Annotated in this window: 22 protein-coding genes; 11 read left to right on the forward strand and 11 right to left on the reverse strand. The window is 71.7% G+C overall.

The annotated features are described in order from the left end of the window. The first annotated feature begins 173 nt into the window (after positions 1-173). From JN22_RS30820 to JN22_RS30835, 4 genes are read left to right on the forward strand one after another with little or no spacing between them, the layout of a single operon-like run. Positions 174-1,049, forward strand: a complete 876-nt coding sequence (locus JN22_RS30820) for a prohibitin family protein (RefSeq protein ID WP_211099718.1) — start codon at positions 174-176, stop codon at positions 1,047-1,049. 17 nt (positions 1,050-1,066) lie between these two features. Then, a complete protein-coding gene (locus JN22_RS30825) occupies positions 1,067-2,377 on the forward strand; it encodes an ABC transporter substrate-binding protein (protein WP_085557731.1) in 1,311 nt (436 codons plus the stop codon). Next, complete coding sequence (locus tag JN22_RS30830; protein WP_085557732.1) at positions 2,377-2,565, forward strand: hypothetical protein; 189 nt, start codon at positions 2,377-2,379, stop codon at positions 2,563-2,565. Before JN22_RS30825 ends, JN22_RS30830 begins: the two co-directional genes overlap by 1 nt. 19 nt (positions 2,566-2,584) lie before the next feature. Next, positions 2,585-4,219 carry a cyclic peptide export ABC transporter gene (locus JN22_RS30835; protein ID WP_085557733.1) on the forward strand — a complete coding sequence of 545 codons (1,635 nt, stop codon included), beginning with the start codon at positions 2,585-2,587 and terminating at the stop codon, positions 4,217-4,219. Between the two features lie 73 nt (positions 4,220-4,292). On the opposite strand, the gene JN22_RS30840 is transcribed toward JN22_RS30835, so the two are convergent. The 3 genes from JN22_RS30840 to JN22_RS30850 all read right to left on the reverse strand — a co-directional run bounded on the left by JN22_RS30840 (position 4,293) and on the right by JN22_RS30850 (position 7,470). Beyond that, on the reverse strand, positions 4,293-4,916 hold the full coding sequence (locus tag JN22_RS30840) for a YcjF family protein (RefSeq protein WP_179166318.1): 624 nt from the start codon (positions 4,914-4,916) through the stop codon (positions 4,293-4,295). A gap of 158 nt (positions 4,917-5,074) precedes the next feature. Next, positions 5,075-6,451: an agenet domain-containing protein gene (locus JN22_RS30845; protein WP_085557735.1), complete on the reverse strand. Its 1,377-nt coding sequence runs from the start codon at positions 6,449-6,451 to the stop codon at positions 5,075-5,077. 107 nt (positions 6,452-6,558) lie between these two features. After that, positions 6,559-7,470, reverse strand: a complete 912-nt coding sequence (locus JN22_RS30850; RefSeq protein ID WP_085557736.1) for a LysR family transcriptional regulator — start codon at positions 7,468-7,470, stop codon at positions 6,559-6,561. Positions 7,471-7,606: 136 nt separating this feature from the next. On the opposite strand from JN22_RS30850, the gene JN22_RS30855 reads away from it, so the two are divergent. The 3 genes from JN22_RS30855 (at position 7,607) to JN22_RS30865 (ending at position 9,839) form a co-directional block, all read left to right on the forward strand. Further along, positions 7,607-8,242 carry a DsbA family protein gene (locus tag JN22_RS30855; protein WP_085557737.1) on the forward strand — a complete coding sequence of 212 codons (636 nt, stop codon included), beginning with the start codon at positions 7,607-7,609 and terminating at the stop codon, positions 8,240-8,242. Between the two features lie 40 nt (positions 8,243-8,282). After that, positions 8,283-8,894 (forward strand): NAD(P)-dependent oxidoreductase, encoded by a 612-nt coding sequence (locus JN22_RS30860; RefSeq protein ID WP_085557738.1) that lies wholly within the window; start codon positions 8,283-8,285, stop codon positions 8,892-8,894. Between the two features lie 183 nt (positions 8,895-9,077). Further along, the gene (locus JN22_RS30865) at positions 9,078-9,839 is read left to right on the forward strand and encodes a porin (RefSeq protein WP_223677992.1); all 762 of its coding nucleotides are present in this window, start codon (positions 9,078-9,080) and stop codon (positions 9,837-9,839) included. Here JN22_RS30865 and JN22_RS30870 read toward each other — a convergent pair. From JN22_RS30870 to hutI, 5 genes are all read right to left on the reverse strand, one after another. Further along, on the reverse strand, positions 9,811-10,959 hold the full coding sequence (locus tag JN22_RS30870) for a cysteine desulfurase family protein (protein ID WP_085557739.1): 1,149 nt from the start codon (positions 10,957-10,959) through the stop codon (positions 9,811-9,813). The two genes, JN22_RS30865 and JN22_RS30870, sit on opposite strands and share 29 nt — an antisense overlap. 106 nt (positions 10,960-11,065) lie before the next feature. Continuing rightward, entirely contained in the window at positions 11,066-11,938 is an 873-nt protein-coding gene (locus JN22_RS30875; RefSeq protein WP_179166319.1) for a calcium-binding protein, read from the reverse strand. Positions 11,939-12,146: 208 nt separating this feature from the next. Further along, complete coding sequence (gene hutU, locus JN22_RS30880; RefSeq protein ID WP_085558011.1) at positions 12,147-13,832, reverse strand: urocanate hydratase; 1,686 nt, start codon at positions 13,830-13,832, stop codon at positions 12,147-12,149. A gap of 50 nt (positions 13,833-13,882) precedes the next feature. Beyond that, the gene (hutC, locus tag JN22_RS30885) at positions 13,883-14,623 is read right to left on the reverse strand and encodes a histidine utilization repressor (RefSeq protein ID WP_085557741.1); all 741 of its coding nucleotides are present in this window, start codon (positions 14,621-14,623) and stop codon (positions 13,883-13,885) included. A 16-nt stretch (positions 14,624-14,639) separates the two neighbouring features. Further along, a complete protein-coding gene (hutI, locus tag JN22_RS30890; protein ID WP_085557742.1) occupies positions 14,640-15,899 on the reverse strand; it encodes an imidazolonepropionase in 1,260 nt (419 codons plus the stop codon). Between the two features lie 255 nt (positions 15,900-16,154). On the opposite strand from hutI, the gene JN22_RS30895 reads away from it, so the two are divergent. Genes JN22_RS30895 through hutG form a run of 3 tightly spaced genes read left to right on the forward strand, consistent with a single transcriptional unit; the run spans position 16,155 to position 19,914 of the window. After that, positions 16,155-17,531, forward strand: a complete 1,377-nt coding sequence (locus tag JN22_RS30895) for a formimidoylglutamate deiminase (protein ID WP_085557743.1) — start codon at positions 16,155-16,157, stop codon at positions 17,529-17,531. Beyond that, a complete protein-coding gene (hutH, locus tag JN22_RS30900; protein ID WP_085557744.1) occupies positions 17,528-19,072 on the forward strand; it encodes a histidine ammonia-lyase in 1,545 nt (514 codons plus the stop codon). Before JN22_RS30895 ends, hutH begins: the two co-directional genes overlap by 4 nt. Continuing rightward, complete coding sequence (hutG, locus tag JN22_RS30905; RefSeq protein ID WP_085557745.1) at positions 19,069-19,914, forward strand: N-formylglutamate deformylase; 846 nt, start codon at positions 19,069-19,071, stop codon at positions 19,912-19,914. Before hutH ends, hutG begins: the two co-directional genes overlap by 4 nt. Before the next feature lie 31 nt (positions 19,915-19,945). On the opposite strand, the gene JN22_RS30910 is transcribed toward hutG, so the two are convergent. Together JN22_RS30910 and clpB are read right to left on the reverse strand one after the other, a co-directional pair. Next, positions 19,946-20,557: a GNAT family N-acetyltransferase gene (locus JN22_RS30910; RefSeq protein WP_085557746.1), complete on the reverse strand. Its 612-nt coding sequence runs from the start codon at positions 20,555-20,557 to the stop codon at positions 19,946-19,948. Positions 20,558-20,696: 139 nt separating this feature from the next. Beyond that, the gene (gene clpB, locus JN22_RS30915) at positions 20,697-23,375 is read right to left on the reverse strand and encodes an ATP-dependent chaperone ClpB (protein WP_085557747.1); all 2,679 of its coding nucleotides are present in this window, start codon (positions 23,373-23,375) and stop codon (positions 20,697-20,699) included. Between the two features lie 251 nt (positions 23,376-23,626). Here clpB and JN22_RS30920 point away from each other — a divergent pair, with 251 nt between their 5' ends. Beyond that, positions 23,627-24,541: a LysR family transcriptional regulator gene (locus tag JN22_RS30920; protein WP_085557748.1), complete on the forward strand. Its 915-nt coding sequence runs from the start codon at positions 23,627-23,629 to the stop codon at positions 24,539-24,541. Between the two features lie 7 nt (positions 24,542-24,548). Here JN22_RS30920 and JN22_RS30925 read toward each other — a convergent pair whose 3' ends face one another. Continuing rightward, entirely contained in the window at positions 24,549-25,292 is a 744-nt protein-coding gene (locus tag JN22_RS30925; RefSeq protein ID WP_085557749.1) for an ABC transporter permease, read from the reverse strand. Positions 25,293-25,294 lie beyond the last annotated feature (2 nt).

The raw sequence follows: 25,294 nt of genomic DNA on the forward strand, positions 1-25,294 counted from the left end.
GCGTGTCGGGCCCCTTATGCCACAGGATGCGCGCCGCGATGGAGTCCTGATCGGCCCGGCCCGCGGTCATGCCGGCGCGCTGGTTGTCGGAACGGTCCAAGCATCTCCGCTGGCGTCCCCGCCGCCCCGTCGGCATAATGCGGCGCGTTCCAAAAGGGGTAGATGACAACCACATGGCGCAGGCAAGCGTGAAGCGTGACATCCCTCAGCCGGAGGAGGACGCCACCGAGAGCTGGCTGCGCCGGAAGAGCCCCACCCTCCTGGTCCTCGTGCTGTCGCTGGTCATCGTCGCCGCCATTCTGTGGCCGCGCATGGTGGTCAACATCGGCTCCGGGCAGGCCGGCGTCCTGTTCCGCTGGTTCAGCGGCACCGAGCGCGGCCGGGTCTTCGACGAGGGCGTCCATGTCACCCTCCCCTGGGACAGCATGGTCGTCTACGACATCCGCCTCCAGACGCAGGAGCGCGAGTACACCCTGCTGACCCGCACCGGGCTGCCGCTGACCCTGCGGGTCGCCATCCGCTACCAGCCCGACCTGCGCATGCTGCCGCAGCTCCACGTCGCCGTCGGCCCCAACTACCTCGACAAGGTCGTCTTCCCGGAGACCGAGGCGGTGCTGCGCCGCTACGTCGGCCAGTACGACCCGGAGGAGGTCTACACCAGCAAGCGCGGCTTCCTCGAATCGGTGCTGATGGGCAGCCTGACCCAGGCGGAGAGCCGCTTCGTCATCATCGACGACGTGCTGGTCAAGTCGATCGAGCTGCCCCAGGCCCTGCGCGAGGAGGTCGAGCGCAAGCTGGTCCTCCAGGAGCAGGAGAAGGCCTACGTCCACCGCCTGGGCATCGAGCGCAAGGAGGCCGAGCGCAAGGAGATCGAGGCCGCCGGCATCGCCGCCTACCAGAGCACGCTGGCCCGGACGCTGACGCCGGACCTGCTGCGCTGGCAGGGGGTCGAGGCGACGCGCGACCTCGCCCAGTCGCCCAACACCAAGACCATCATCGTCGGGGCCGGAAAGGACGGGCTGCCGCTCATCCTCGGCAACGACCGCTGACCGGCGCGCGGCCCCCGATGCGTTTCCCCACCTTGCGTTTCCGCCCCTCCCGGCGCCGGCTCCTGGCCCTGTGCGCCGCGTTGGCCGGCACGGCGGCGGCCGGCGCCACCGTCCTGACGCGACGGCGGCCCGACGGCCCGCCGGTCATCGTCGCCGTCGGCCGGCAGAAGCGGCCGGGCATCCCCAGCGACCTGTTCTTCGAGGGCGTCACCCTGGCGGTCGAGCGGGTGAACGCGGACGGCGGCCTGCTCGGCCGGCCGGTCACCCTGCGCTTCGTCGAGGAGCCGCCCTTCAACAACCGCGCCACGCTGACCCGCGTGGTCGCCGGCACGCTGGACACCGCGTCGCGCATCGCCGACGACGGCCGGGTCGTCGCGGTGATCGGCCACCCCTCCTCGACCACCGCGATCACCGCCGCGCCGATCTACGAGCAGGCCAACACGCTGTTCCTGGCGACCTACGCCAGCAGCCTGCTGCTGACCGCCACCCGATTCTCCCGCGTCTTCGCCATGCTGCCGAACGACCGCGAGGCGACGCTGCTGCTCGCCCGTTACGCCGCCGAACGGGGCATGCGCCGCTTCGTGATCTTCAACGACGAGACCTCCTACGGCCAGGAAAGCGCCGGTTTCTTCGCCCAGGCCGTCACCCAGGGCGGCGGCGCCATCCTGCACCATGGGATGCTGAACAGCGGCAAGCGCAGCATCGACGCGCTGCTGCTGTTCCTGCTCGACAACACGCTCTTCCCGATCGGCGACCTGGACGGCATCTTCCTGTCCTCGGTCAACCCGGCCGACAACGCCGCCTTCATCCTCCAGGCCCGCCAGCTCGGCGTCCGCATCCCGATCCTCGGCACCGACACCCTCACCTCGGTCGCGGTCAGCGCCCAGGCGGGGTCGGCGATGCTGGAGGTGATCGCCGTCTCCGCCTTCGACGTCCGGGGCGACGCGCCGGAGGTCCGGGCGTTCGACCAGGGCTTCCGCGCCCGCTTCAGCACGGCGCCGTCACCGACCGCCGCGCTCGGCCACGACGCGGTGATGCTGGTCGCCCATGCGGCGGCGGCGACCCACGATCTCGACGCCGGCGTGATGGCCGACGCCATCCGGATCATGCGCTACGGCAACCCGTTGCAGGGCGCCACCGGCAGGGTCGTCTTCAACGCCGCGGGGCAGGCGACCGACACCGACATCTTCATCCTGCGCCACGACGGCACCGTCTTCCGCACCGTCGCCGGCTACAACCACACCACCACGACTCCCAGCGCCTCGACGCCGGAGCCGGAGACCGGTGCGGTCATTCCCACGTTCCGCCAGCCGATGGAGGCGAACTGATGTTCCTCGTGCACCCGCTCCTGCTGCTGCTCTGGCTTCTGCTCAGCGTCCTCATCGGGCTGCTCGGCCGCAACAAGCGCTTCGGCTTCATCGGGAATTTCCTGGTGTCCTTCCTGTTCAGCCCGCTGGTCGGGATCATCGTGCTTCTCGCCTCCGACGACCGGCCGCGACCGGCCGGCCGGTTCTGACGGGGGCCGGTTCCGACGCATGGATCTCTACCGCTTCCTGATCGAACGCAGCCGCAGCTCGCAGCGCGCGGTCATCGCGCTGGTCCTCCTGTCGGGGCTCAGCAGCGGCCTGATGCTGAGCGTCGTGAACACCGCCGCCGAAATGGCGTCGAACGGCAAGGTCGAGCTGCGCATCGTCGTGCTGTTCGCGGCGGCGCTCGCCCTGTTCGTCGTCTCCAAGCGCAAGTCGATGACCGACGCCTCGGTCGCCGCCGAGCGGGCGATCTGCGACATCCGCATCGAGATGGCCGAGAAGCTGCGCCGCTCGGAGCTGCTGTTCGTCGAGCACACCGGGCACGGCGACATCTACGCCCGGCTGACCCAGGACACGAGCACCATCTCGCAGAGCATGCCGGTCATCTTCAACGGCCTGCAATCGCTGGTCATCGTGCTGGCCGGGCTCGGCTACGTGCTGACGATCTCGCTCGACGCCTTCCTGATGACGCTGGCCTTCCTGATGGCGGCGGCCTGGAGCTTCCTGCAACGCCAGCGCACCACCATGCGCGACCTGGAGGTCGCGGTGGCGAAGGAGACCGAGTTCTTCGACGCGCTCGGCCATCTGGTCGACGGCTTCAAGGAAGTGAAGATCAACCACCGCAAGAACGACGACGTGTTCGACCGGATCAGCCACGTCGCCCGCGAGACCGAGGCGATCATGGTCCGGGTGGTCAGGCGCTACACCAACCATCTGGTGGTGTCGCAGACGCTGATCTACCTGATCCTCGCCGTGCTGGTCTTCGTGCTGCCGAGCCTGGAATGGTCGAAGCCGGAAACCATCATGAAGCTGACGGCCGCCGTCCTCTTCCTGGTGGCGCCGTTGGAGAACGTGCAGTTCGCCTCGCACTTCCACCTGAAGGCCCAGGTCTCGCTGCGCAGCATCCAGGCGCTGGAGCGGTCGCTCGACCGCGCGCTCGACCGCGAGGATCTCGCCGCCGATCCCGATCCGGCGCGCTTCGCCGATTTCCGGACGCTGGAGCTGCGCAACGTCGTCTTCCGCTATCCGGGCAGCGAGCACACCTTCCAGATCGGCCCGCTGAACCTGACGATCGAACGCGGCCAGACCACCTTCATCGTCGGCGGCAACGGCTGCGGCAAATCCACCCTGCTGAAGGTGCTGACCGGCCTCTACCAGCCGCAGTCGGGCCGAATCGTCATCGACGGGCAGGACGTGGCGCCGGCGGCGCTGCCGTCCTACCGCGAACTGTTCGGCTGCATCTTCGCCGACTTCCACCTGTTCGACCGGCTGTACGGGCTGGAGGGCACGGATCCGGCGCGGATCAACGCGCTGATCGCCGACATGGGGCTGGGGGGCAAGACCGAATACCGCGATGGGCGCTTCACCAACCTCGACCTGTCGACCGGCCAGCGCAAGCGGCTGGCGCTGATCGGCGCCCTGCTGGAGGACAAGCCGATCCATGTCTTCGACGAATGGGCGGCCGACCAGGATCCGGAATTCCGCGCCCGATTCTACGACGTCATCCTGCCGGGCCTGCGCGCGGAAGGGAAAACCATCATCGCCGTGACCCACGACGACCGCTATTTCGGCCAGTGCCAGCAGTTGGTGAAGCTGGACTACGGCGAGTTCGTCGCCATGGAGCACCCGCAGGCGGGGTGATCCGACAGGGGGCGCGCGCAGCAACAGAAGCCCTTCTCCCGCGAGAGGAGAAGGGCTTGCGAGCGCGCCCGGTTCAGGGGGTCGCGGTGGAGGAGGCGCCGGCCGGCGTGGCTCCGGAGGCCGCGTCCTTGACGGCGGCGGCGCGGAGCTTGGCCTCGTCCTTGGCGCGCCTGGCCAGTTCCTTGCCCTTCTCGAACTGCTCGCGGTAGAAGGCCTTGAACTTCGCGGCGTCCAGATCGGCGAGCGAACCGCCGGCCTGGTAGTGCTTCACGAAGACCCGGCCGATCGCGTAGGTCGAGGAGCCGGCCACCAGCGGCAGGGTGGCGACCGACAGCGCCCAGCCCACGCCCGGAATCACCTTCACGAGGCTGCTCGCCAGGGCGCCGGCGGTCAGGCCACCGACGCTGCCGGCCAGCGAGGCGATCACCGAGCGCCCGAGCGAGTCGCTGAAGGGCTTGCCGTAGAGCTGCGACAGCTTCTGGATCATGCGGAGCTGGATGGCCGCGATGCCGGCGACATCGACCAGGGGAAGCGGAACCGTGGCGACGGCCACCGACGCGATCACATGATCCTTGATCACGTTGTCGGCGGTCAGCCCGACGGCGATGCTCTCCTCCACCAGGGTGGTGGACGCCGCCGGCTCCTCGGCCGTCGTGGACGCGCCCGTGGACGCGCTCTCGAAACTCTCCTTGACCATCGGTCCTCTCCGTATCGGCGGGGTGAATCTGCGCCGGAGCGTGCCGCGATTCGAACGGTGCGAGCGGAACGCCGGCATCTTCGCCCGACAATAGCAGCAACCGTCCGCTTCGACAGCTTTCTCCGACGCCACTATCCGCTTTTCGCGACGTTCCCGCGTCAGCGCAGCAGGCGCAGCCGGGCCAGCGGCAGGGCCTCGTCGTCGTAATCCCCGTCGCGGTACCGCACGACGCACGCCTTGCCGCCCGCCTTGCGGATGGTCGCGGGGTACCAGACCTCGTCCTCCTCGGCGACCACCGCCGCGCCCGGACGGCAGCCGTCGAGCTCGGCGCCGGGACCGTCGGCCGTCCAGGGAATCAGCCGGTCCCGCCCGGCGATTTCGTCCATGTCGGACGAATAACCGTCGAATCGGACCCGGCAGCCATCGGCCCCACCCTTCGACCGGCCATCGGGGCCGAGCACCCGCGCCGGGTACCAGGCGCCGTCCGAGAAGGCGAAGACCCGCGCGCGCGGCTCGCACGCCGCGACGGCCGGCTCGGGCTCCCGGCTCCGCGACGCCGATTCGGGCTCGGCGGCGAAGCGGGCGCCGGGAAAGACGGACGACACCCAGGAGCGGAGCCCCGACACCCGGACGAACCACGAGCTGTCGCCATACTGCGCCTTTCCGTCGCCCGACGTGTTGATGCCGACGACGGCCCAGCCGTCGTCCGGTGCATCGCCCAGCGGCATCCAGGCCGAACCCCCGCTGTCGCCGGCGCCGAGCAGTCCGGCCAGCCGCGACGCCGGCCGCCGGGCGCCGCCAAACGGGTTCTCGATGCGGCCATCCTCGCGGGGCAGGAAGACCGTCAAATAGTTGCCGGCATCCTCCGCGGCGCTGGAGCGCCGCAACGCCACCGCCTCCTCGACCACGCCCTGGGCGGCGGCCTTGCCGCTGCCCCGATTGTAGCGCTCGTCCTCGCCGACGGAGCCAATTCCGCGCGTCCCGAATCCGACGAAGGTGATGGTCCTCCCCTGCTCCGCCCGTCCGGCGTAGAGCAGGGGCGCCGGACCGGAGTCGCGGACCGGACGGACCAGACGGACGATGGCCGCGTCGACGCCCGTGCGGTCCCCGTCGGGATCCGGGTCGTAGCGGGGATGGAGCCAGACGCGGTCGGCCCGGATCACGGCACCGCCGTCGGTGCGGAACAGCACATCGCGGGCGGTGGCCTCGTCGAAATTGTGCGCCGAGGTCAGCGCGTAGCCATGCGACTCGTCGTTGCCGATCCAGGTGGCGGAACCGTCGCCCCAGGTCTCGCCCCCGTCGTAGGACAGGGTCATCAGCGAGCGGAACTGCGGCTCGCCGGCCAGCCGGACGTGGGCGCCGAAGCCGTCGGCCTCGCGGCCCCGCGCGCCGCCCTCCTCGCGCCATGTGCTGTCCAGGACGACGACGGCCGGCAGACTGGCCGGCGTGAACAGCACGAACGCGGCCAGCGCCAGCCCCGCCCGACGCCGTACCTGGCGGCCGGCAGCCCGCCTCCCCCCACCGAATCCGGTCATGTCGCGCCGTCCCCCGATCGCCGTCCACGCCACTCGTCCCAGCCGGAGAAACGATACGACAGGATACACCGCGCTTCTCAAGCGTCTTCTTCGCGGCCCCACCCGCGTCAGCCCGGCCAGCCGCCCGCCTCTCCGGCCGGCTGGATGAGCAGATCGACCAGCGCGCGGACGATGCCGGGACGGAAACGCGCCGACGGGAAGACCGCGTGGATGCCGCCCTCCGGCAGGCGCCAGTCGGGCAGCAGGGCGCGCAGCCGCCCGGATTCGATGTCCGGCCCGACCAGATAGTCGGGGATCACCGACACGCCGGCCCCGGCCAGCACGCAGGCGCGCACGGCGGGGGTGGCGTTGGCGGCGATGGCGGCGGCCACCTCCACCGTCGCCGTGCCGCCGTCGGCGTGCGTGAAGGTCCAGCGCAGCGGGGTGCGCAGGGTGCTCTGGGCGACCCACGGCACGGCGGCAAGGTCGTGAGGCGTGCGCAGCGCCAGCCGGTCGGCCAGTTCGGGCGCGGCGACCAGACATTGCCGGAAGCCGCCGAGCCGCCGGGCCTGGTGGCTGCTGTCGGCCAGCCAGCCGATGCGGATCGCCATGTCCAGCTTCTCGGCCACCAGATCCAGGCTGTGGTCGGTCAGCACCAGTTCGGCGCGGCAACCGGGATGGAGCCGGCCCAGCCGCACCGCCGCCGGGGCGAGGATCGCCGTGCCGTAGTCGAAGGGCGCCGTCACCCGCACCGTCCCCGTCGGCGCGCCCGACGCCGAGGACAGGCAGGCGACCGCCTCCTCCGCCTGTTGCAGGATGGCGGCGCAGGTGCGGTGGAAGGCGGCGCCGGCCTCGGTCGGAGTCAGGCGGCGGGTGGTGCGGACCAGCAGGGTGGTGCGCAGCTCCTGCTCCAGCCGGGCGACGTGCTGGCTGACCACCGCCTTGGTGACGCCCAGCCGGTCCGCCGCCGCCGTGAAGGAGCCGCAATCCACCACCGCCACGAAATGGGCGATCCGGTTCAGGTTCAGGCCGTTGGTCATCGGGGTGCCCGTCGGATGCCGTTCGTCGATTGTATGGCTTGAGCTGACGGTTTGTCAAAAACGCGGCGGCTTTGCCTGACGATGGCGATGGCGCAGAGTGAAGCCGTCCAGCAAACCAGCCGAGGCGCCGCCCGCCATGACCGCCACCCTTCATTATCTCTACGATCCGCTGTGCGGCTGGTGCTACGGCGCCGCACCCGGCCTGCGCGCGCTGGCCACGGCGGCGGGGCTGCCGCCGCTGACCCTGCACCCGACCGGCCTGTTCGCCGGACGCGGCGCCCGGCCGATGGACCGCGCCTTCGCCGCCTACGCCTGGAGCAACGACCAGCGCATCGCCAAACTGACCGGACAGATCTTCAGCGACGCCTACCGCGACGGCCCACTGGCGCGGTTCGACCGGCCCTTCGATTCCACCCCGGCGACCCGCGCGCTCACCGCCGTCCACCGTCTCGCCCCGACGCGCGAGGCCGAGGCGCTGGAAGCCATCCAGCACGCGCGCTTCGTCGACGGGCGCGACATCACCGACCCCGCCGTGCTGTCCGAAACCCTGGCCGGCCTTGGGCTCGCCGAGGCGGCGGCGGCCGGCGTGGACGACGAGACGCTCGACCGGCGGCTGGCCGAAGGGCGTGCGCTGATGGCCGAGACCCGCGCCAACGGCGTCCCCACCCTGGTGCTGCGGACCGCCGACGGCGCCACCGCCCTGCCCAGCGACGGGCTCTACCGGGACACCGACCGGCTGATCGCGGCGCTTCGCCAAGCCGCGTCCGCCTGACCCTCCATCCGAACCAACCCGACTTATCCGGAGCCTCATCATGAACGTCGTCCTGCTCGGCGCCACCGGCAACGCCGGTTCGCGCATCCTCGCCGAACTGCTGGCCCGCGGCCACCGCGTCACCGCCATCGCCCGCAACACCGCCTCGCTCGCCCCGCGCGACGGCCTGACCGTCAAGAGCGGCGACGTCAACGACGCCGCCGCGCTGGCGCCGCTGCTGGCCGGCCACGACGCCGTCATCAGCAGCACCCGCTTCCAGTCGACCGACCCGCAGGTTCTGTTGGACGCCATCGCCACGGCCGGCGTGCCGCGGCTGCTGATGGTCGGCGGCGCCGGCAGCCTGGAGGTGGCGCCGGGCGTCGCCCTGATCGACACGCCGGAGTTCCCGGCCGCCTACAAGGCCGAGGCCTCGGCCGGCCGCGACGCGCTGAACACGTTGCGCGGGACGGAGAGCCTCGACTGGACCTTCCTGTCGCCGTCGGCCCTGTTCGCCCCCGGCGAGCGCACGGGCCGCTTCCGCCTGGGCACCGACCAGTTGCTCGTCGATGGCGCCGGCAACAGCCACGTCTCGATGGAGGACTACGCCATCGCCCTGGTGGACGAGCTGGAAACCCCGCGCCACAGCCGTCGCCGCTTCACCGTCGGCTATTGACCCGTTCACCCGTCGTCCTTCGCCGGGAGAAAGGCCGGACGCCTCCGCGTCCGGCCTTTTTTTGCGTCCAGCCACAATTTTGTCGAAAATTTTTCCGAACATCCCTCGAGCCCGCCAAGACAAGATGGGAGCCATCGACCGGACGCACAGTCGATCCTGGACAAACGACCAAAGGTGTAGCCGATGAAGCGGCCTTTCCTCGCGCGTCTTCTGGCGCTTGTCGTCTCGTTTCCCGCCGTTTCGGCGTCGGCGGACGTCGTTTACAACCGCAGCCTGGATCCGGATGCCAAGCCGGTCTTGCAGGTCGGCGGCGGCTGGGGGCAATTGGAACTCGGCCAGACCGAGGGCGCGCGGCGGCGGCTGGCGGCGCTGGGCTCCATCATGGCCAGCGGACCCGGTGACGAATCCGCCCGGCTGACCTACTACACGCCGCCGGTGCGCGGCTTCGAGGTGGGAGCGAGCTACACCCCGATGCCGCGCGGCACCGAGGCGCTGCCCGACCCGCGCGATGCCCGCCACATGGTGGAGGCCGCCATCCGCAAGAAGACCCGCATCGGCAAGGCCACCGTCCGCCTGACCGCCGGCACCAGCCGCGCGCGGGTGCGCGCCGATTCCCGGCGGGTGCCCCGCCAGTCCTGGATGGCCGGGGCGCAGGTCGGCTGGGAGGCCGTCCGGCTCGACAGCGACCTGCGCCAGCAGGTGACGGCCGACGGCGCCGCCTCGCGCGTCTGGAACACCGCGCTGGCCTATGGCGCCGGCAACGTCACCTTGTCGCTGAACCTGCGGCGCAGCTGGGTGGAGGGTGAGCCGGTGGCCGGCCTCTACCGGGCCGACGCCGCCTACCAGCTCACCCCGCGCTGGCAGCTGGTGGCCGACACCGACATCGCCGCCGCCGGCGGATCACCGGAGGCGGTGGTCACGGTGGGCACCCGCCTGCTGTTCTGACCGCTGCCACCAGCCGGGCGGCGGCCTCGTCAACCTCCTCCGCGCGGGTGGTGCGGCCGAGGCCGAAGCGCAGGCTGGCGTGGGCGTCCTCCGCCGAGCGGCCCATCGCCAGCAGCACGTGCGACGGCTCCGCGTCGCCACTGCGGCAGGCCGAGCCGGTAGCGAGCGCCAGCTCCGGCAGGCCGAGCAGCAGGTCTGCGGCGTCGATGCCGGAAACGGTGACGTTCAGGCAACCGGCCAGACCATTGGCGGCGCCGTTGCGCCGGATGCCCGACAGCTCCGCCTCCAGCCGCGCCCACAGCCGGTCGCGCAGGGCGGCGATGCGGCGCCCGTCCTCCTCCGCCCGCGCCCGCGCCAGCCGGCAGGCGGCGCCCAGCCCGACGCAGAGCGCGGTCGGCAAGGTGCCCGGCCGCCGCCCCCCCTGCTGGCCGCCACCCGCCGAGGGCGGGGCCAGCCGCACACCGTCGCGCACCAGCAGGGCGCCGATGCCCATCGGGCCGTTCAGCTTGTGGCCGGACAGGCTGAGCAGGTCGAGCCCCAACGCCGGCATGTCCAGCGCCCGCGTGCCCAGCGCCTGCACCGCGTCGCTGTGGACAAGGGCGCCGTGGCGCCGCGCGAGGGCGGTGACCCTGGCCAGCGGCTGGATGGTGCCGACCTCGTTGTTCGCCGCCATGACGGAGACCAGGGCCGGGCCGGTGCCGGCCGCCGCCGCCACCGCCAGCGCCCGCTCCAGGGCGTTCGGGTCGACACGCCCGTCCGCGTCCACCGGGACGATGGTCGTGGGGTGCCCGCGCCGCCGCAGTTCCGGCAGGCAGCCGAGCACGCTGGGATGCTCGACCGCCGAGACGAGGCAGGCCGCCCCCGGCGCCAGCGTGCCGAGCAGGGCCAGCGTGTTCGCCTCGGTGGCGCCGGAGGTGAAGACGACCGCGCCGGGCCGGGCCCCGACCAGGGCGGCGACGTGGCCGCGCGCCTCCTCGATGGCGTCGGCGGCGCGCCAGCCGGCGGGGTGGGCGGCCTGTGGGTTGCCGGCCGCATCAGGCGCCCACCAGGGCAGCATGGCGTCGAGCACCTGCGGGTCGAGCGGCGTGGAAGCGAGATGGTCAAGATAGATCGCGGGCATGATCGTCGCGCCGGACGGAATGGGGGCGGATCCGTGCAGGGTGGCGGACCCGCCCGCCGGGGCCAAGGACGTTCTGCGGCGAACCCGCGAATTCCCGGCCGCCGCGTCAGGTGGCGGTGATGAACCAGCTCGACTGGACCTGATCGGCCGTGACGCCGTTCAGCGTCATGAACCGCATCGAGCTGGTGCCGAAGGTGGCGACGAGCTGGGTTCCCCCGGCGACGTCGGTGGCGGTCCAGGCCGCGCCGGAGGGCAGCCCGATGCGGTCGCCCTCCGCCGCGTTGAAGTCGGTGACGACCAGCCCGCTGGCGGAGCACACGAACAGGTCGGCGCCGATGCCGCCGGTTATGACCGTGCCGCCATCCCCCTTCAGGGTGTCGTTGCCGGCCCCGCCCTGAAGGACGTCGTCGCCCACCCAGCCGCCGAAGATCAGGTCGTCGCCCGCCGAGCCGATGATGGTGTCGGAACCGCTGCCGCCGTTGATCGCCGCGATGCCGGTCAGGGTGACGTTGGAGAAATCGAAGACGCCGCCATCGGAATAGGTCTCGATGGTGACGTTGCCGTAGCCGCCGCCTTCGATGCTGTCGATGTTGGCGATCGACTTCAGCCCGATCCGGGTGTTGCTCGTCAGCGCGACGATCCGGTCGGTGTCGGCCGCGGCGCCGCCCTGAAGATGGAAGTAGCCGGTGCTGCCGTTCGTGAAGACGAAAAGGTCATTTCCGTCCCCGCCGTTCAGCGTGGTGTGCCCGATTCCGGCGACCAGCGTGTCGTTCCCGTTTCCGCCGAACAAAGCGCCGGTGCCGGAATGATCGTCCAGGTAATCGTTTCCATCCTCGCCGTACAGGTAATCGGTCCCCGTTCCTCCGAAGATGGAATCGTTGCCCGCCCCGCCAAACACATAGGTGGCTTCGAGATCGTAATACTGGGAGTCGCTGAAGATGGTATCGGCGCCGCTGGTCCCGTACTTGTACTTGGTCATGATTCTGCCCTTCGTCGGACGGTTGCACCGAATCCCGTCTAGCAGGGCAAAATTAAAACCGAGTATCGCATCACGGGTATAAATTCGAGCACCATCAATCCATAGGTACACCAACGATGCCGGAGCCACCTCTCGAATGAAAAGGCCGCCCATTCCCCCAACGGCGGATGGGCGGCCTTCGCAACCGGAAGAACGCGCGTGCGCGCCGTTACTTCAGGAAGGGCAGGTTCAAGCCCTGCTCGCGCGCGCAGTCGATGGCGATGTCGTAGCCGGCGTCGGCGTGGCGCATGACGCCGGTCGCCGGATCGTTCCACAGCACGCGGCCGATTCGCCGGGCCGCGTCGTCGCTGCCGTCGCAGACGATGACCATGCCGGAATGCTGCGAGAAGCCCATTCCGACGCCGCCGCCATGGTGCAGGCTGACCCAGGTCGCCCCGCTCGCCGTGTTGAGCAGCGCGTTCAGCAGCGGCCAGTCCGACACCGCGTCGGAGCCGTCCCGCATCGCCTCGGTCTCGCGGTTCGGGCTGGCGACCGAACCGCTGTCGAGATGGTCGCGGCCGATGACGATCGGCGCCTTCAGCTCGCCCGACCGCACCATCTCGTTGAAGGCGAGGCCCAGCCGGTGGCGCTGCCCCAGGCCGACCCAGCAGATGCGCGCCGGCAGGCCCTGGAACTGGATGCGCTTGGCCGCCATGTCGAGCCAGTTGTGCAGGTGCGCGTCGTCGGGAATCAGCTCCTTCACCTTGGCGTCGGTCTTGCGGATGTCGTCGGGATCGCCCGACAGGGCGGCCCAGCGGAAGGGCCCGACGCCACGGCAGAACAGCGGCCGGATGTAGGCGGGGACGAAGCCGGGGAAATCGAAGGCGTTCTCCAGCCCCTCCTCCTTGGCCATCTGGCGGATGTTGTTGCCGTAATCGACGGTCGGCACGCCCATGCCGTGGAAGGCCAGCATCGCCTCGACCTGCACGCGCATCGACTTGCGGGCGGCGGCGGCAACGGCGGCCGGCTGGCTCTCGCGCGCCGCGTCCCACTCGGCCAGCGTCCAGCCCTGCGGCAGGTAGCCGTTGACCGGATCATGGGCGGAGGTCTGGTCGGTGACGATGTGCGGACGGGCGGTGAGGTCGCTGGCGGCGCGGCGCGCCAGCTCGGGGAAGACGTCGGCGGCGTTGCCGAGCAGGCCGACCGACAGCGCCTCGCCCTTGGCGCAGGCCTCGTTGATCCAGCCCAGAGCCTCGTCGAGGTCGACGGTGTGGCGGTCGAGATAGCCGGTGCGCAGGCGCATCTCGATGCTGCTCGGCCGGCATTCGACCGCCAGCATGCTGGCCCCGGCCATCGTCGCGGCCAGCGGCTGCGCGCCGCCCATTCCGCCGAGCCCGCCGGTCAAAATCCATTTGCCCTTCAGGTCACCGTCGTAATGCTGGCGCCCGGCCTCGACGAAGGTTTCGTAGGTGCCCTGCACGATGCCCTGGCTGCCGATGTAGATCCAGGAGCCGGCGGTCATCTGGCCGTACATCGCCAGCCCCTTGCGGTCCAGCTCGTGGAAATGCTCCCAGTTGGCCCAGCGCGGCACGAGGTTGGAGTTGGCGATCAGCACGCGCGGCGCGTCGGCGTGGGTGCGGAAGACGCCGACCGGCTTGCCGGACTGCACCAGCAGCGTCTCGTCGTCGTTCAGCTCGCGCAACGCCGCGACGATGCGGTCGTAGCTGTCCCAGTCGCGCGCGGCGCGGCCGATGCCGCCATAGACGACCAGCTCCTGCGGCCGCTCGGCGACGTCGGGGTCGAGGTTGTTCATCAGCATGCGCAGCGGCGCCTCGGCGAGCCAGCTCTTGCAGCTCAGCTCGGTGCCCTGCGGCGCGCGGATGACGCGCTGGTTGTCGAGACGGGACGGCGGCATGGCGGACGGCATGACGATGGACTCCTGGTGGGAGGGTGAAAGGTTGGGATTCAGCCCGGCGGCATCTGGAAGCGCGCGCCGAGCCGGTAGCGGCTGCCCGGATGGACCAGCATCGCCACCGTCACCACGCAATTCTGAGCCCCATGGGCGTTGACCCAGGTGCGGCGGGTGACGCGCAGGCAGGGCTCGGCCGGCGGGATCTCCAGCAGCGCCGCGATCTCCGCGCTCGGCGCCACCGCCTCGATGACGTGCTCGACCTGCGGCGAGGCTTCCAGCCGGATCAGGTAGTCGCCGGGGGTCTGGCGGGAGAAATCCTGCTCCAGATAGGCCGGCGCCACCGCCGGGTTGACCCAGCGCTCCTCCAGCTGCACCGGCACGTCGCTCTCGCGATGGACCACCACGGAATGGAACAGGGTCGCCCCGACCGGCAGGTTGAAGCGGCGGGCCAGCCCGGAATCGGCGGAAATCGCGAGCAAACGCTCCACGCTGCACGAGTGGCGGTTGCCGCGCGCCGCGATCTCGTCGGCGATGCTGCGCAGCTCCACCACCTCCATGCTGGGTGGCCGTTCGGCGACGAAGGTGCCAAGCCCCTGCACGCGGGTCAGCAGCCCCTCGTCGGTCAGGTCGCGCAGCGCCCGGTGGACCGTCATGCGGCTGACCGAGAACTCCTCCAGCAGCCTGTGCTCCGACGGGATCTGGAATCCCTCCGGCCAGTCGCCGGAGCGGATGCGGCGGCGGATCGTCTCCTTGATCTGGGCGTAGCGCGGCTGCGCGACGGAGACAGCGTTCATCGGCGGACCCGTTCTCTCAGGACAGGGCGCGCGGGGCGCGGGCCACGCCCGCGTTCACCACCGCCCGGCAGGGGTTGAACCCGATGGCGTAGGACAATTCCGCCGGATGGTCGATCCCCCACAGCGCCAGATCGGCCCGCATCCCCGGCGCGATCACGCCGCGGTCGGCCAAGCCCAGCGCCCGGGCGGCGTGGCGGGTCACCCCGGCCAGCGCCTCCGCCGGGGTCAGCCGGAAGAAGGTGCAGCCCATCGACAGCATCAGCAGCAGCGAGCAGACCGGCGAGGTGCCGGGGTTGTTGTCGGTCGACAGCGCCATCGCGACGCCGTGGCGGCGCAGCAGCTCGATGGGCGGCATCTTCGTCTCGCGCAGGGCGTAGAAGGCGCCGGGCAGCAGCACCGCGACCGTGCCGGCCGCCGCCATCGCGGCGACGCCGGCCTCGTCGAGATGCTCGATGTGGTCGGCCGACAGCCCGCCATACTCGGCCACCAGCCGCGCCCCGCCGAGGTTGCTGAGCTGCTCGGCGTGCAGCTTCACCGGCAGGCCGTGGGCGCGCGCCGCCTCGAACACCCGGCGGGTCTGCGCCACCGAGAAGCCGATGCCCTCGCAGAAGGCGTCCACCGCGTCGGCCAGCCCGGCGGCGGCGACCGCCGGCAGGGTCGTGCCGACGACCTGCCCGATGTAGCCGTCCGGGTCGCTCCTGAACTCCGGCGGCAGGGCGTGGGCGCCGAGGAAGGTGGTGCGGACGCCGACCGGGCGGACCTCGCCGAGCCGGCGGGCGACGCGCAGCATGCGCAGCTCGGTGTCGGTGTCGAGGCCATAGCCGGACTTCACCTCGACCGTGGTGACGCCCTCCGCCAGAAGGCTGTCGAGGCGCGGCAGGGTGGCGGCCAGCAGCGAATCCTCGTCCGCCGCGCGGGTCGCCGCAACGGTGGAGACGATGCCGCCGCCGGCCCGCGCGATCTCCTCGTAGCTGGCGCCGTTCAGCCGCATCTCGAACTCGCGCGCCCGGTTGCCGCCGTGGACGAGGTGGGTGTGGCAGTCGATCAGTCCCGGCGTCATCCAGCCGCCCCCGCCGGAACGGACATCCGCGGCCAAAGACTCCATGGGGCCTGGCAGGTCGGCGCGCGGGCCGACGAAGGCGATGCGGCCATCCTTGATGCCGATGGCGGCGTCGGGAATGGCACCATAGCCGTCGGCGCCGGAGCCCCCGGCGTCGGCCATGGTGGCGACCGACAGGTCGATCCACAGGGTGTCCCAGGGCGCAATGATCGGCATCGGCGTTTCCTTCGAACGGTTCCCTCTCCCGCCCCGGGAGAGGGAAGGGGCCCATGCGGAGCATGGGAAGGGTGAGGGGCGATCGGAACATGGATTGCGCACCACGCCCGATCACCCCTCACCCTCCCCACGGCTGGCGCCGCGGGTCCCCTCCCTCTCCCGGGGCGGGAGAGGCCGAAAACAACCCGGTCAACCCTCTTGGCAGCGGGTTGCCTATACTTGTATAGTGTTGTCTATAATAACGAGGGCGCTTGCATGAGCAACCTGTTTTTTGCCTCGGCGCTGCTGCCGCGGGGCTGGGCCGAGGACGTGCTGGTCCGCCTCGACGGCCGGGGCCGCATCGCCGCGATCGAGACCGGCGCCCCCTGCCCGCCCGGCGCCGAGCGCTTCGCCGGGGCCGCCGTCGCCGGCATCGCCAACCTGCACTCCCACGCCCACCAGCGCGCCATCGCCGGGCTGGGGGAATCCTCCGGCGACGGCTCCGACAGCTTCTGGAGCTGGCGCGAGGTGATGTACCGCGCGCTCGACCGCATGGATCCCGACGATTTCGAGGCGGTCGCCGCCCAGCTCTATGTGGAGACGCTGAAGGCCGGCTTCACCGCCGTCGCCGAGTTCCATTACCTGCACCACGACCGCGACGGCCGTCCCTACGCCGACCCGGCCGAGACGAGCCACCGCGCCGTCGCCGCCGCGCGCGCCGCCGGGCTGCCGATCACGCTGCTGCCGGTGCTCTACAACGCGTCCGGCTTCGGCGGCGCGGCGCCGACCGCCGGGCAGCGCCGCTTCATCCACGACGGCGACGGCTTCCAGCGCCTGACCGAGCGCCTGCGCGCCGCCTACGGCGACGCCGACGACGTGCGGCTCGGCATCGCCCCGCATTCGCTGCGCGCCGTCCCCGAGGCGCTGCTCGCCGAGACCGTCGCCGCCCACACGGCCGCCAATCCGGCCGGCCCGATCCACATCCACATCGCCGAACAGCGCAAGGAGGTCGAGGACAGCCTCGCCTTCTCTGGCCGCCGCCCGGTCGAGTGGCTGCTGGAGCGCCACGCGCCGGACAGCCGCTGGTGCCTGATCCACGCCACCCACATGACGGAATCCGAGGTCGCCGCCGTCGCGGCCAGCGGCGCCGTCGCCGGCCTCTGCCCGACGACCGAGGCCAACCTCGGCGACGGCTTCTTCGCCGCCGACTCCTACATGGCGCGGGGTGGGCGCTGGGGCATCGGATCGGACAGCCACATCTCGGTCAGCCCGGTCGAGGATCTGCGCTGGCTCGAATACGGCGCGCGGCTGACCAGCGGGCGGCGCACCGTGCTGGCCGGCGGCCCGCGCCGCTCCACCGCCCGCCGTCTGGTCGAGGACGCCCAGGCCGGTGGCGCGCAGGCCACCGGCTTCGAGGCCGGGCGCCTCGCCCCCGGCCGGCGCGCCGACATCGTCGTGCTCGACACCGCCCACCCGCTGCTCGCCGCCCGCAAGGGCGACGCGCTGCTCGACAGCTGGATCTTCGCCGGCAACGCCAACCTCGTGCGCGACGTGGTGATCGCCGGACGGACCGTCGTCCGCGACCGCCGCCACCCGCGGGAGGACGCGATCGCCGAACGCTTCACACACACCCTAGGGAGACTTCTGGGATGAGCGACACCGCCTCCATCACTTTGGTTCCGGGCGCGCTGTCGCTCGACACGCTGCGCGCGATCTACCGGAACCGCCCGGCCCTGACGCTCGACCCGGCGGCCTACCCGCGCATGATCCGCTCGCGCGACCTGATCGACGCCATCGCCGGCGGCGACGAGGCGGTCTATGGCGTCAACACCGGCTTCGGCAAGCTGGCCCACACCCACATCGCGGCGGCCGACCTGGAGAAGCTCCAGCGCAACCTGATCCTGTCGCACGCGACCGGCGTCGGCGAGCCGCTGCCCGACGCGGTGGTGCGGCTGATCCTGGTCATCAAGGCGGCGAGCCTCGCGGTCGGCGCGTCGGGCGTGCGGCCCGAGCTGGTCGACGCGCTGCTGGCGCTCTACAAAGCCGACGTGCTGCCGATGATCCCGTCCAAGGGCTCCGTCGGCGCGTCGGGCGATCTGGCGCCGCTGGCGCATCTCTGCGGCATCCTGCTCGGCATCGGCCACGCCCGCGTCGAGGGCAAGACCGTCACCGCCGCCGAGGGCCTGAGCATCGCCGGCCTCGCGCCGATCGAGCTGAAGGCCAAGGAGGGCTTGGCGCTGATCAACGGCACCCAGGTTTCGACCGGGCTGGCGCTCGCCGGGCTGTTCGAGATCGAGCGCGGCTTCAAGGCGGCGCTGGTGGCGGGCGCCCTGTCGGTCGAGGCGGTGATGGGCAGCCACCGCCCCTTCGACGCCCGCATCAGCGCGCTGCGCGGCCAGCCCGGCCAGATCGCGGTCGCCGCGCTGTTCCGCGACACGCTGGCCGGCAGCCCGCTGAACGCCGCCCACCAGGGCCCCGACTGCCACCGGGTGCAGGATCCCTATTCCCTGCGCTGCCAGCCGCAGGTGATGGGCGCCGTGCTCGACCAGATGCGGCAGGCGGCGCGCACGCTGGTGATCGAGGCCAACGGCGTCACCGACAACCCGCTGGTGCTGGTGGATACGGGCGAGGTTCTGTCCGGCGGCAACTTCCACGCCGAGCCGGTGGCGATGGCCGCCGACCAGCTCGCCATCGCCGCGTCGGAGATCGGGGCGCTGTCGGAACGCCGCATCGCCATGCTGATCGACACCACCATCAGCGGCCTGCCGCCCTTCCTGGTCGCCGAGCCGGGGCTGAACTCCGGCTTCATGATCGCCCACGTCACCGCGGCGGCGCTGGCGTCGGAGAACAAGACCCACGCCCACCCGGCCAGCGTCGACAGCCTGCCGACCTCCGCCAACCAGGAGGACCATGTCAGCATGGCGACCTTCGCGGCGCGGCGGCTCGGCGAGATTTCCGGCAACGTCGCCGACATCGTCGGCATAGAGCTTTTGGCCGCGATCCAGGGGCTTGAGTTCCACCGGCCGCTGACGACCTCGCCGCGTCTGGAGGACGCCATCGCCACCGTGCGCGCGGTGGTGCCGCGCTACGAGGTCGACCGCTACTTCGCCCCGGATCTGGCGGCCATCGGCGCGCTGGTGCGCGGCGGCGCGCTCGACGACCTGATCCCGCTCGACCTGGAGGCCGCGCGATGACGGCCCTTGCCCCCTCTCCCGTCTTAGAGCTGACGCGCGGCGACGGCCCGCTGGTGGTCAGCATGCCCCATTGCGGCACGGAGCTGGCGCCGGGGCTGGCCGAGCGGCTGACGCCCGAGGCGCGCACCCTGTGCGACACCGACTGGCACATCCCCCGCCTCTACGGTTTCGCCGGCGGGCTGGGTGCCACGCTGCTGAGCGCCCGCTTCTCGCGCTTCGTCGTCGACCTCAACCGGCCGCCGGGGGGCGAGAGCCTCTATCCCGGACAGGCGACCACCGGCCTGTGCCCGGAGACCCTGTTCGACGGCCGCCCGCTCTACCGCGACGGCGCGGCGCCGGACGCGGCGGAGATCGCCGAGCGGGTCGAAGCCTATTGGCGCCCCTACCACGACGCGCTCGCGGCGGAGCTGGAGCGGGTGAAGGCGCGCCACGGCTTCGCCATCCTCTACGACGCCCATTCGATCCGCAGCCGGGTGCCCCGGCTGTTCGAGGGGCGGCTGCCCGACCTCAACCTCGGCACCGCGCGCGGCGCCAGCGCCGCCCCGGATCTGATCGCCCGCACGGTCGCCACCATGGAGCGCGCCTCGGCGGCGGAGGGCTTGAGCTGCGTCGCCGACGGCCGCTTCGTCGGCGGCCACATCACCCGCCATTACGGCCGCCCGGTGGAGAACGTCCACGCCCTGCAAATGGAGCTGACGCAGGACCGCTACATGAACGAGGAGGACGAGGGCGGCACCGGGCACGGTCCCGCCTTCGCCTACCGCCCCGACCGGGCCGGGCGGCTGCAACGCGTGCTGGTCCCGCTGCTGGAAACGCTGGCCGGTTGGCGGCCGGCCGCCTGAACGGCGGGGACGGGGGCTGGCATGGCCTCGCTCATGCGCCCCCGCCAGCGGCCCGGTTGGCGGCCCGGTTGGCGGCTTGCCCGGCGGATCGATGCGCGCGCCATTCAGCGCGCGTGATCTCCCAAAGCTCGCTCTCGTGCCGACCCGAAACATAGGCGCGCACGTCGGTACGGACGACGCGCATGCCGCTGCGCTCCGAGAGGCGCCGCGAGCCCCGGTTGGCGACCGCCTTCGGCACGCGCAGCACCCCATGCCCCAGCGCGTCGAACCAGACGTCGGTCACCGGTCCGCAGGCCTCCTCCATCAGCCCCCGTCCCTGCCAGGGCAGGCCGAGCCAGAAGCCGCGGTTGTTGTCCTCCTCGGTCATCAGGCTGATCACGCCGATGACCTCCTCCGGCCGTTCCCGCAGGCGGAGCGTCCAGTGGAACGCCTCCTCCCGCTCCATCGCCGGCAGGGCGACGTCGCGGATGAAGACAAGGGCGCCGTCCGCCGGGTAGGGCCAGGGAACACGGTCGTTCAGGAAGCGCACGATCTCCCAATGCGGGAAATGGCGCTGGATCGCCGGGGCGTCGGGCAGGGCCAGCGGCCGAAGCTCCAGGCGCGGCGTGGTGAAGCTCATCGCCGCGACGGGTATCCTGTCCATCCCCCTCCTCCCACCGGCACCCAGAAGCGCCAAAAAAACGCCCAAAAAAACAAGGGGAGCGCGCCCGGCCGGGCGCGCTCCCCTCGATCCTCGCGGACTCCGTTCATCGCATCAAGGGATCAGCGCATCACCGCCGCCCTCAATGCACCGACGCCTCCTGCCGCACCGCCGCCGGAGCCACCGCCGGCAGGGCGAAGCCGAGCGGCGGGCGTTCCGGCGCCTTGAAGCCGTGCGGGCGGTCCTCCTCGACCGGCACGCCGTCCAGCGCCAGACGGCCGTCGACCACCGACAGGGCCAACGTGGTCCGCGCCTCGACCTCCTCGTCGAGCAGCCGCTCGGCGATCGGATCCTCGACGAGCCCCTGCACCGCCCGCTTCAGCGGACGGGCGCCGAAGGCGGGATCCCAGCCGAGATCGCCCAGCCGCCGCTTGGCCGCCTCGTCGGCCACCAGCGTCAGGCCGCGCTCGGCCAGCCGCTCGTTGACGCGGGCGAGCTGGATGTCGACGATCCGCGCCATCTGGTCGCGGCCCAGCCGGCGGAAGATCAGCACGTCGTCCAGCCGGTTCAGAAACTCCGGCCGGAACGCCTTGCGCACCGCGTCCATCACCTCGACCGTCGCCCCGCGCACGTCCTCGTCGTCGCCCAAGGCGCTGAGCGCGTCCGCCCCGAGGTTGGAGGTCATGATGAGGATGGCGTGGCGGAAGTCGGCCGTCCGCCCCTGCCCGTCGGTCAGCCGCCCGTCGTCGAGCGCCTGGAGCAGCACGTTCAACACGTCCGGATGCGCCTTCTCAACCTCGTCCAGCAGCACGACCTGATAGGGCCGGCGGCGGATGCGGTCGGCCAGCGAGCCGCCGTCGTCGTACCCGACATAGCCGGGCGGCGAGCCGATCATCCGGCTGACCGCGTGCTTCTCCATGTACTCCGACATGTCGAGCCGGGTGATCGCCGTCTCGTCGTCGAACAGGAACTTGGCCAGCGCCTTCGCCAGCTCGGTCTTGCCGACGCCGGTCGGGCCGAGGAACAGGAAGGAGCCGGTCGGCCGCGTCGGGTCCTTCAGCCCGGCCCGCGCCCGCCGCACCGCCTTGGACACCGCGCGCACCGCGTCATGCTGCCCGACGACGCGCTCGGCGAGCTTGTCCTCCATGCCCTTCAGCCGCTGGCGCTCGCCCTCGAGCATCCGCTCGACCGGGATGCCGGTCCAGCGGGTGACGACGGCGCCGATGTCCTTGGCCGTCACCTCCTCGCGCTCGGTGCTGGCACGCGATTCGGCCTCGGCGAGACGCTTCTCCAGGTCCGGCACGACGCCGTAGGCCAGCTCGCCGGCCTTGGCCCAGTCGTTGTCACGCCGGGCGCGCTCCAGCTTCGTGCGGGCCTGGTCCAGTTCCTCCTTCAGGCGGCGGCCCTCGGTGCGCCGCGACTGCGAGGCGCGCCACTCCTCCTCCATGGAGGTCTGGCGGCCTTCCGCCTCGGCCAGCTCACGCTCCAGCACGCCCAGCCGCTCGCGCGAGGCCGCGTCGGGCTCGCCCTTCAGCGCCTCGCGCTCGATCTTGAGCTGGGCGACGCGGCGGTCCACCGCGTCGAGCGCCTCGGGCTTGCTGTCGATCGCCATGCGCAGGCGGCTCGCCGCCTCGTCGACGAGATCGATCGCCTTGTCGGGCAGCCGGCGGTCGGAAATGTAGCGCGCCGACAGGCTCACCGCCGCGACCACCGCCGCGTCGGCGATGCGCACGCCGTGGTGGACCTCGTACTTGCCCTTGATGCCGCGCAGGATCGACACCGCGTCGTCGACCGACGGCTCGTCCACCGTCACCGGCTGGAAGCGGCGGGCCAACGCCGCGTCCTTCTCGATGTAGCGGCGGTACTCGTCGGGCGTGGTGGCGCCGACGCAGCGCAGCTCGCCTCTGGCCAAGGCCGGCTTCAGCATGTTGGCGGCGTCCATCGCGCCGTCGGTGCGGCCGGCGCCGATCAGCGTGTGCAGCTCGTCGATGAACAGGATGATGCGGCCGGCGGCCTCCTGCACCTCGGCCAGAACGGACTTCAGCCGCTCCTCGAACTCGCCGCGGAACTTGGCCCCGGCGAGCAGCGCCGTCAGGTCGAGCGCCAGCACCCGGCGGTCCTTCAGCCCCTCCGGCACGTCGCCCGAGGCCAGACGCTGGGCCAGCCCCTCGACCACGGCGGTCTTGCCGACGCCGGGCTCGCCGATCAGCACCGGGTTGTTCTTGGTGCGCCGCGCCAGCACCTGGATGGTGCGGCGGATCTCGTCGTCGCGGCCGATCACCGGGTCGAGCCGGCCCTGGCGGGCCTCCTCGGTCAGGTCGCGGGCGTAGCGGGCCAGCGCCTCGCCGCCTGTCGTCTCGGTCTCCGCGGCGGCGGGATGGTCCTTGCGCTGGGCGTCGGCGGCGTCGGCCAAGGCCGACGCATCGACACCGGCGCGGCGGAACAGGGCGCGCATCGGGCCGCTCTGGCGGGCGAGGCTCTCCAGCAGCCGCTCGGCGCTGACGAAGCGGTCGCCGCCGGAACGCGCCGATTCCACGGCGCCCTGGAGCACGGCGGCGAGCGCCGGCGACATGTAGATCGGGTGCGGCCCGTCGCCGCTCTGCACGGCGGCGTGGGCGAGTTGCTCCTCGGTGGCGCTCTTCAGCAGGTCGGGGTCGCCCCCGGTGTCGCGCACCAGACGGGCGGCGACGCCGTTGGCGTCGTCGATCAGGGCCTTCAGAAGATGCTCGGGCAGAAGCTGCTGGTGGCGTCCGGCGAGCGCGGCGATCTGCGCGGCCTGGATGACGCCGCGCGCACGGTCGGTGAATTGACCGAAGTCCATTCGGCACTCCGTTTCCAGTGTCCCGCCCTGTCCACAGGCGCGGGGAGCGCCCTTGCCGGCCCGCCTCATGCGCGGCCATCCGGCGCCTCGGGACTCAAATGGTTAACGCAAAAGTCCCGATCAAGAGGGGGAAGAAGGGATACGGATGAAGAGTGGCGGGTGGCCGGATTGAGGGGTATAGGTCATAATGCCAAGCTATCGTTAGGTTTGATTCGATAGGGCTTTTTTGATCGGCGGGAGAATCAGGCGCGATGGATCTGCGGCAGCTCCGCTATTTCCTCGGCATCGTCGAGCATGGCTCGATCTCGCGCGCGGCCGATGTCCTGCGGGTGGCGCAGCCGGCGCTGAGCCTGCACCTGAAGCGGCTGGAGGAGGATTTCGGCTGCCAGCTCGTGCTGCGCACGGCGCGCGGCGTGGTGCCGACGGAAAGCGGCCGGCGGCTGGCCCAGCGCGCCGTCACCCTGATCGAATCCATGGACAGCCTGCGCGACGAGGTCCGCGCGGTCGAGGCGGTGCCGGCCGGCCCGGCGACGGTGGGCATCCCGACCTCGCTGGGGCCGGTGCTGACGGTGCCGCTGGCGCTGGCGGTGCGCCGCACCCACCCGCAGATCCGCCTGCGCGTGGTCGAGGGGCTGTCGGGCCACATGCTGGAGTGGGTGCTGTCGGGACAGCTCGACGTGGCGCTGGTGTTCGGAGCCAAGGACATGGGCGGGCTGACCGCCGAGTTCGTGGCGCGGGAATCGCTGCATCTGGTCGGACCGGCCGAGGACCCGCTGTTCGCCGGGCGCGAGTCGATCCCCTTCGGCGAGGCGCTGGCCCTGCCGCTGATCCTGCCCGGCCGCCCCCACGGCGTGCGCGAGGAGGTCGAGCACGCGGCGCTGCTGGCACGCGGCGCCGTGACGGTGGCGATGGAGATCGACGCGCTGGAGCAGATCAAGGCGCTGGTCGCCGAGGGCTGCGGCTACACCGTGCTGTCGGAGCGGGTGGCGCGCTACGGTCCGGTCGCCGAGCGGCTTGCCGGGTTGCCGATCGCCGATCCGCGGATCGACCGCAAGATCCTGCTGGCCCACGCCACCGGCCGCCCGATGCCGGCGGCGGCGCGCGCCGTCCACGCCATCCTGACCGACCTGCTGGCCGGGCTGACGCGCGACGGGGAGTGGCGATAGCTCCCTCCTAGCCCTCCGTCCGCCAGCGCACGCTCCAGGCCGTCAGCCGCTCGAAACCGGCGTCGAGCACCAGCGCCAGCGCGCCGACGATCAGGGCACCCTGGATGACGTAGGCCTGGTTCGAGCCGTTCAACCCGACGATGATCGGCAGCCCCAGGGTCTTCGCCCCCACCGTCGAGGCGATGGCGGCGGTGCCGGTGTTGACGATCACCGCCGTCCGCACCCCGGCCAGGATCACCGGCGCCGCCAGCGGCAGCTCGACCCGGAACAGCGTTTCCCACGGCCCCATGCCGAGGCCGCGCGCCGACTCGCGCACCGCGTCGGGCACGCCTTCCAGCCCGGCGATGGTGTTCTGCACCACCGGCAGCAGGGCGTAGAGCGACAGCGCGATCAGCGCCGGCAGCGGGCCGAAGCCGATCGACGGCACCGCGAGCGCCAGAACCGCCACCGGCGGAAAGGTCTGGCCCATGGTCGCCACCGCCTCCAGCAGGCCACGGAACTCCGCGCCCCACGGCCGGGTGACGGCGATCCCGGCGAGGCCGCCGGCCGCCACCGCGATCAGGCTCGACGCGCCGACCAAGGCCATATGGTCGAGGGTCAGGGTGAGGAAGGTCTCCGCCTCGTAGAGCGGCCGGTCGAGCGCCGGGTAGAGCGCGGCGAACAGCGGCTTCAGCGCCGGCATGCCCAGCACCAGCGCGGCCAGCGCCAGCAGGGCCAGCATCAGCCGCCCGGTCAGCGGATCGAGACGCATCG

Source organism: Azospirillum agricola (genome assembly GCF_020005195.1).
GTDB classification, from domain to species: Bacteria; Pseudomonadota; Alphaproteobacteria; order Azospirillales; family Azospirillaceae; genus Azospirillum; species Azospirillum agricola.

Excerpts from the sequence above, each read along its gene's own strand:
- JN22_RS30820 (WP_211099718.1), top strand. The coding sequence starts at position 174 with ATGGCGCAGGCAAGCGTGAAGCGTGACATCCCTCAGCCGGAGGAGGAC.
- JN22_RS30825 (WP_085557731.1), top strand. The coding sequence starts at position 1,067 with ATGCGTTTCCCCACCTTGCGTTTCCGCCCCTCCCGGCGCCGGCTCCTG.
- JN22_RS30830 (WP_085557732.1), top strand. The coding sequence starts at position 2,377 with ATGTTCCTCGTGCACCCGCTCCTGCTGCTGCTCTGGCTTCTGCTCAGC.
- JN22_RS30835 (WP_085557733.1), top strand. The coding sequence starts at position 2,585 with ATGGATCTCTACCGCTTCCTGATCGAACGCAGCCGCAGCTCGCAGCGC.
- JN22_RS30840 (WP_179166318.1), bottom strand. The coding sequence starts at position 4,916 with ATGGTCAAGGAGAGTTTCGAGAGCGCGTCCACGGGCGCGTCCACGACG.
- JN22_RS30845 (WP_085557735.1), bottom strand. The coding sequence starts at position 6,451 with ATGACCGGATTCGGTGGGGGGAGGCGGGCTGCCGGCCGCCAGGTACGG.
- JN22_RS30850 (WP_085557736.1), bottom strand. The coding sequence starts at position 7,470 with ATGACCAACGGCCTGAACCTGAACCGGATCGCCCATTTCGTGGCGGTG.
- JN22_RS30855 (WP_085557737.1), top strand. The coding sequence starts at position 7,607 with ATGACCGCCACCCTTCATTATCTCTACGATCCGCTGTGCGGCTGGTGC.
- JN22_RS30860 (WP_085557738.1), top strand. The coding sequence starts at position 8,283 with ATGAACGTCGTCCTGCTCGGCGCCACCGGCAACGCCGGTTCGCGCATC.
- JN22_RS30865 (WP_223677992.1), top strand. The coding sequence starts at position 9,078 with ATGAAGCGGCCTTTCCTCGCGCGTCTTCTGGCGCTTGTCGTCTCGTTT.
- JN22_RS30870 (WP_085557739.1), bottom strand. The coding sequence starts at position 10,959 with ATGCCCGCGATCTATCTTGACCATCTCGCTTCCACGCCGCTCGACCCG.
- JN22_RS30875 (WP_179166319.1), bottom strand. The coding sequence starts at position 11,938 with ATGACCAAGTACAAGTACGGGACCAGCGGCGCCGATACCATCTTCAGC.
- hutU (WP_085558011.1), bottom strand. The coding sequence starts at position 13,832 with ATGCCGCCGTCCCGTCTCGACAACCAGCGCGTCATCCGCGCGCCGCAG.
- hutC (WP_085557741.1), bottom strand. The coding sequence starts at position 14,623 with ATGAACGCTGTCTCCGTCGCGCAGCCGCGCTACGCCCAGATCAAGGAG.
- hutI (WP_085557742.1), bottom strand. The coding sequence starts at position 15,899 with ATGCCGATCATTGCGCCCTGGGACACCCTGTGGATCGACCTGTCGGTC.
- JN22_RS30895 (WP_085557743.1), top strand. The coding sequence starts at position 16,155 with ATGAGCAACCTGTTTTTTGCCTCGGCGCTGCTGCCGCGGGGCTGGGCC.
- hutH (WP_085557744.1), top strand. The coding sequence starts at position 17,528 with ATGAGCGACACCGCCTCCATCACTTTGGTTCCGGGCGCGCTGTCGCTC.
- hutG (WP_085557745.1), top strand. The coding sequence starts at position 19,069 with ATGACGGCCCTTGCCCCCTCTCCCGTCTTAGAGCTGACGCGCGGCGAC.
- JN22_RS30910 (WP_085557746.1), bottom strand. The coding sequence starts at position 20,557 with ATGGACAGGATACCCGTCGCGGCGATGAGCTTCACCACGCCGCGCCTG.
- clpB (WP_085557747.1), bottom strand. The coding sequence starts at position 23,375 with ATGGACTTCGGTCAATTCACCGACCGTGCGCGCGGCGTCATCCAGGCC.
- JN22_RS30920 (WP_085557748.1), top strand. The coding sequence starts at position 23,627 with ATGGATCTGCGGCAGCTCCGCTATTTCCTCGGCATCGTCGAGCATGGC.
- JN22_RS30925 (WP_085557749.1), bottom strand. The coding sequence starts at position 25,292 with ATGCGTCTCGATCCGCTGACCGGGCGGCTGATGCTGGCCCTGCTGGCG.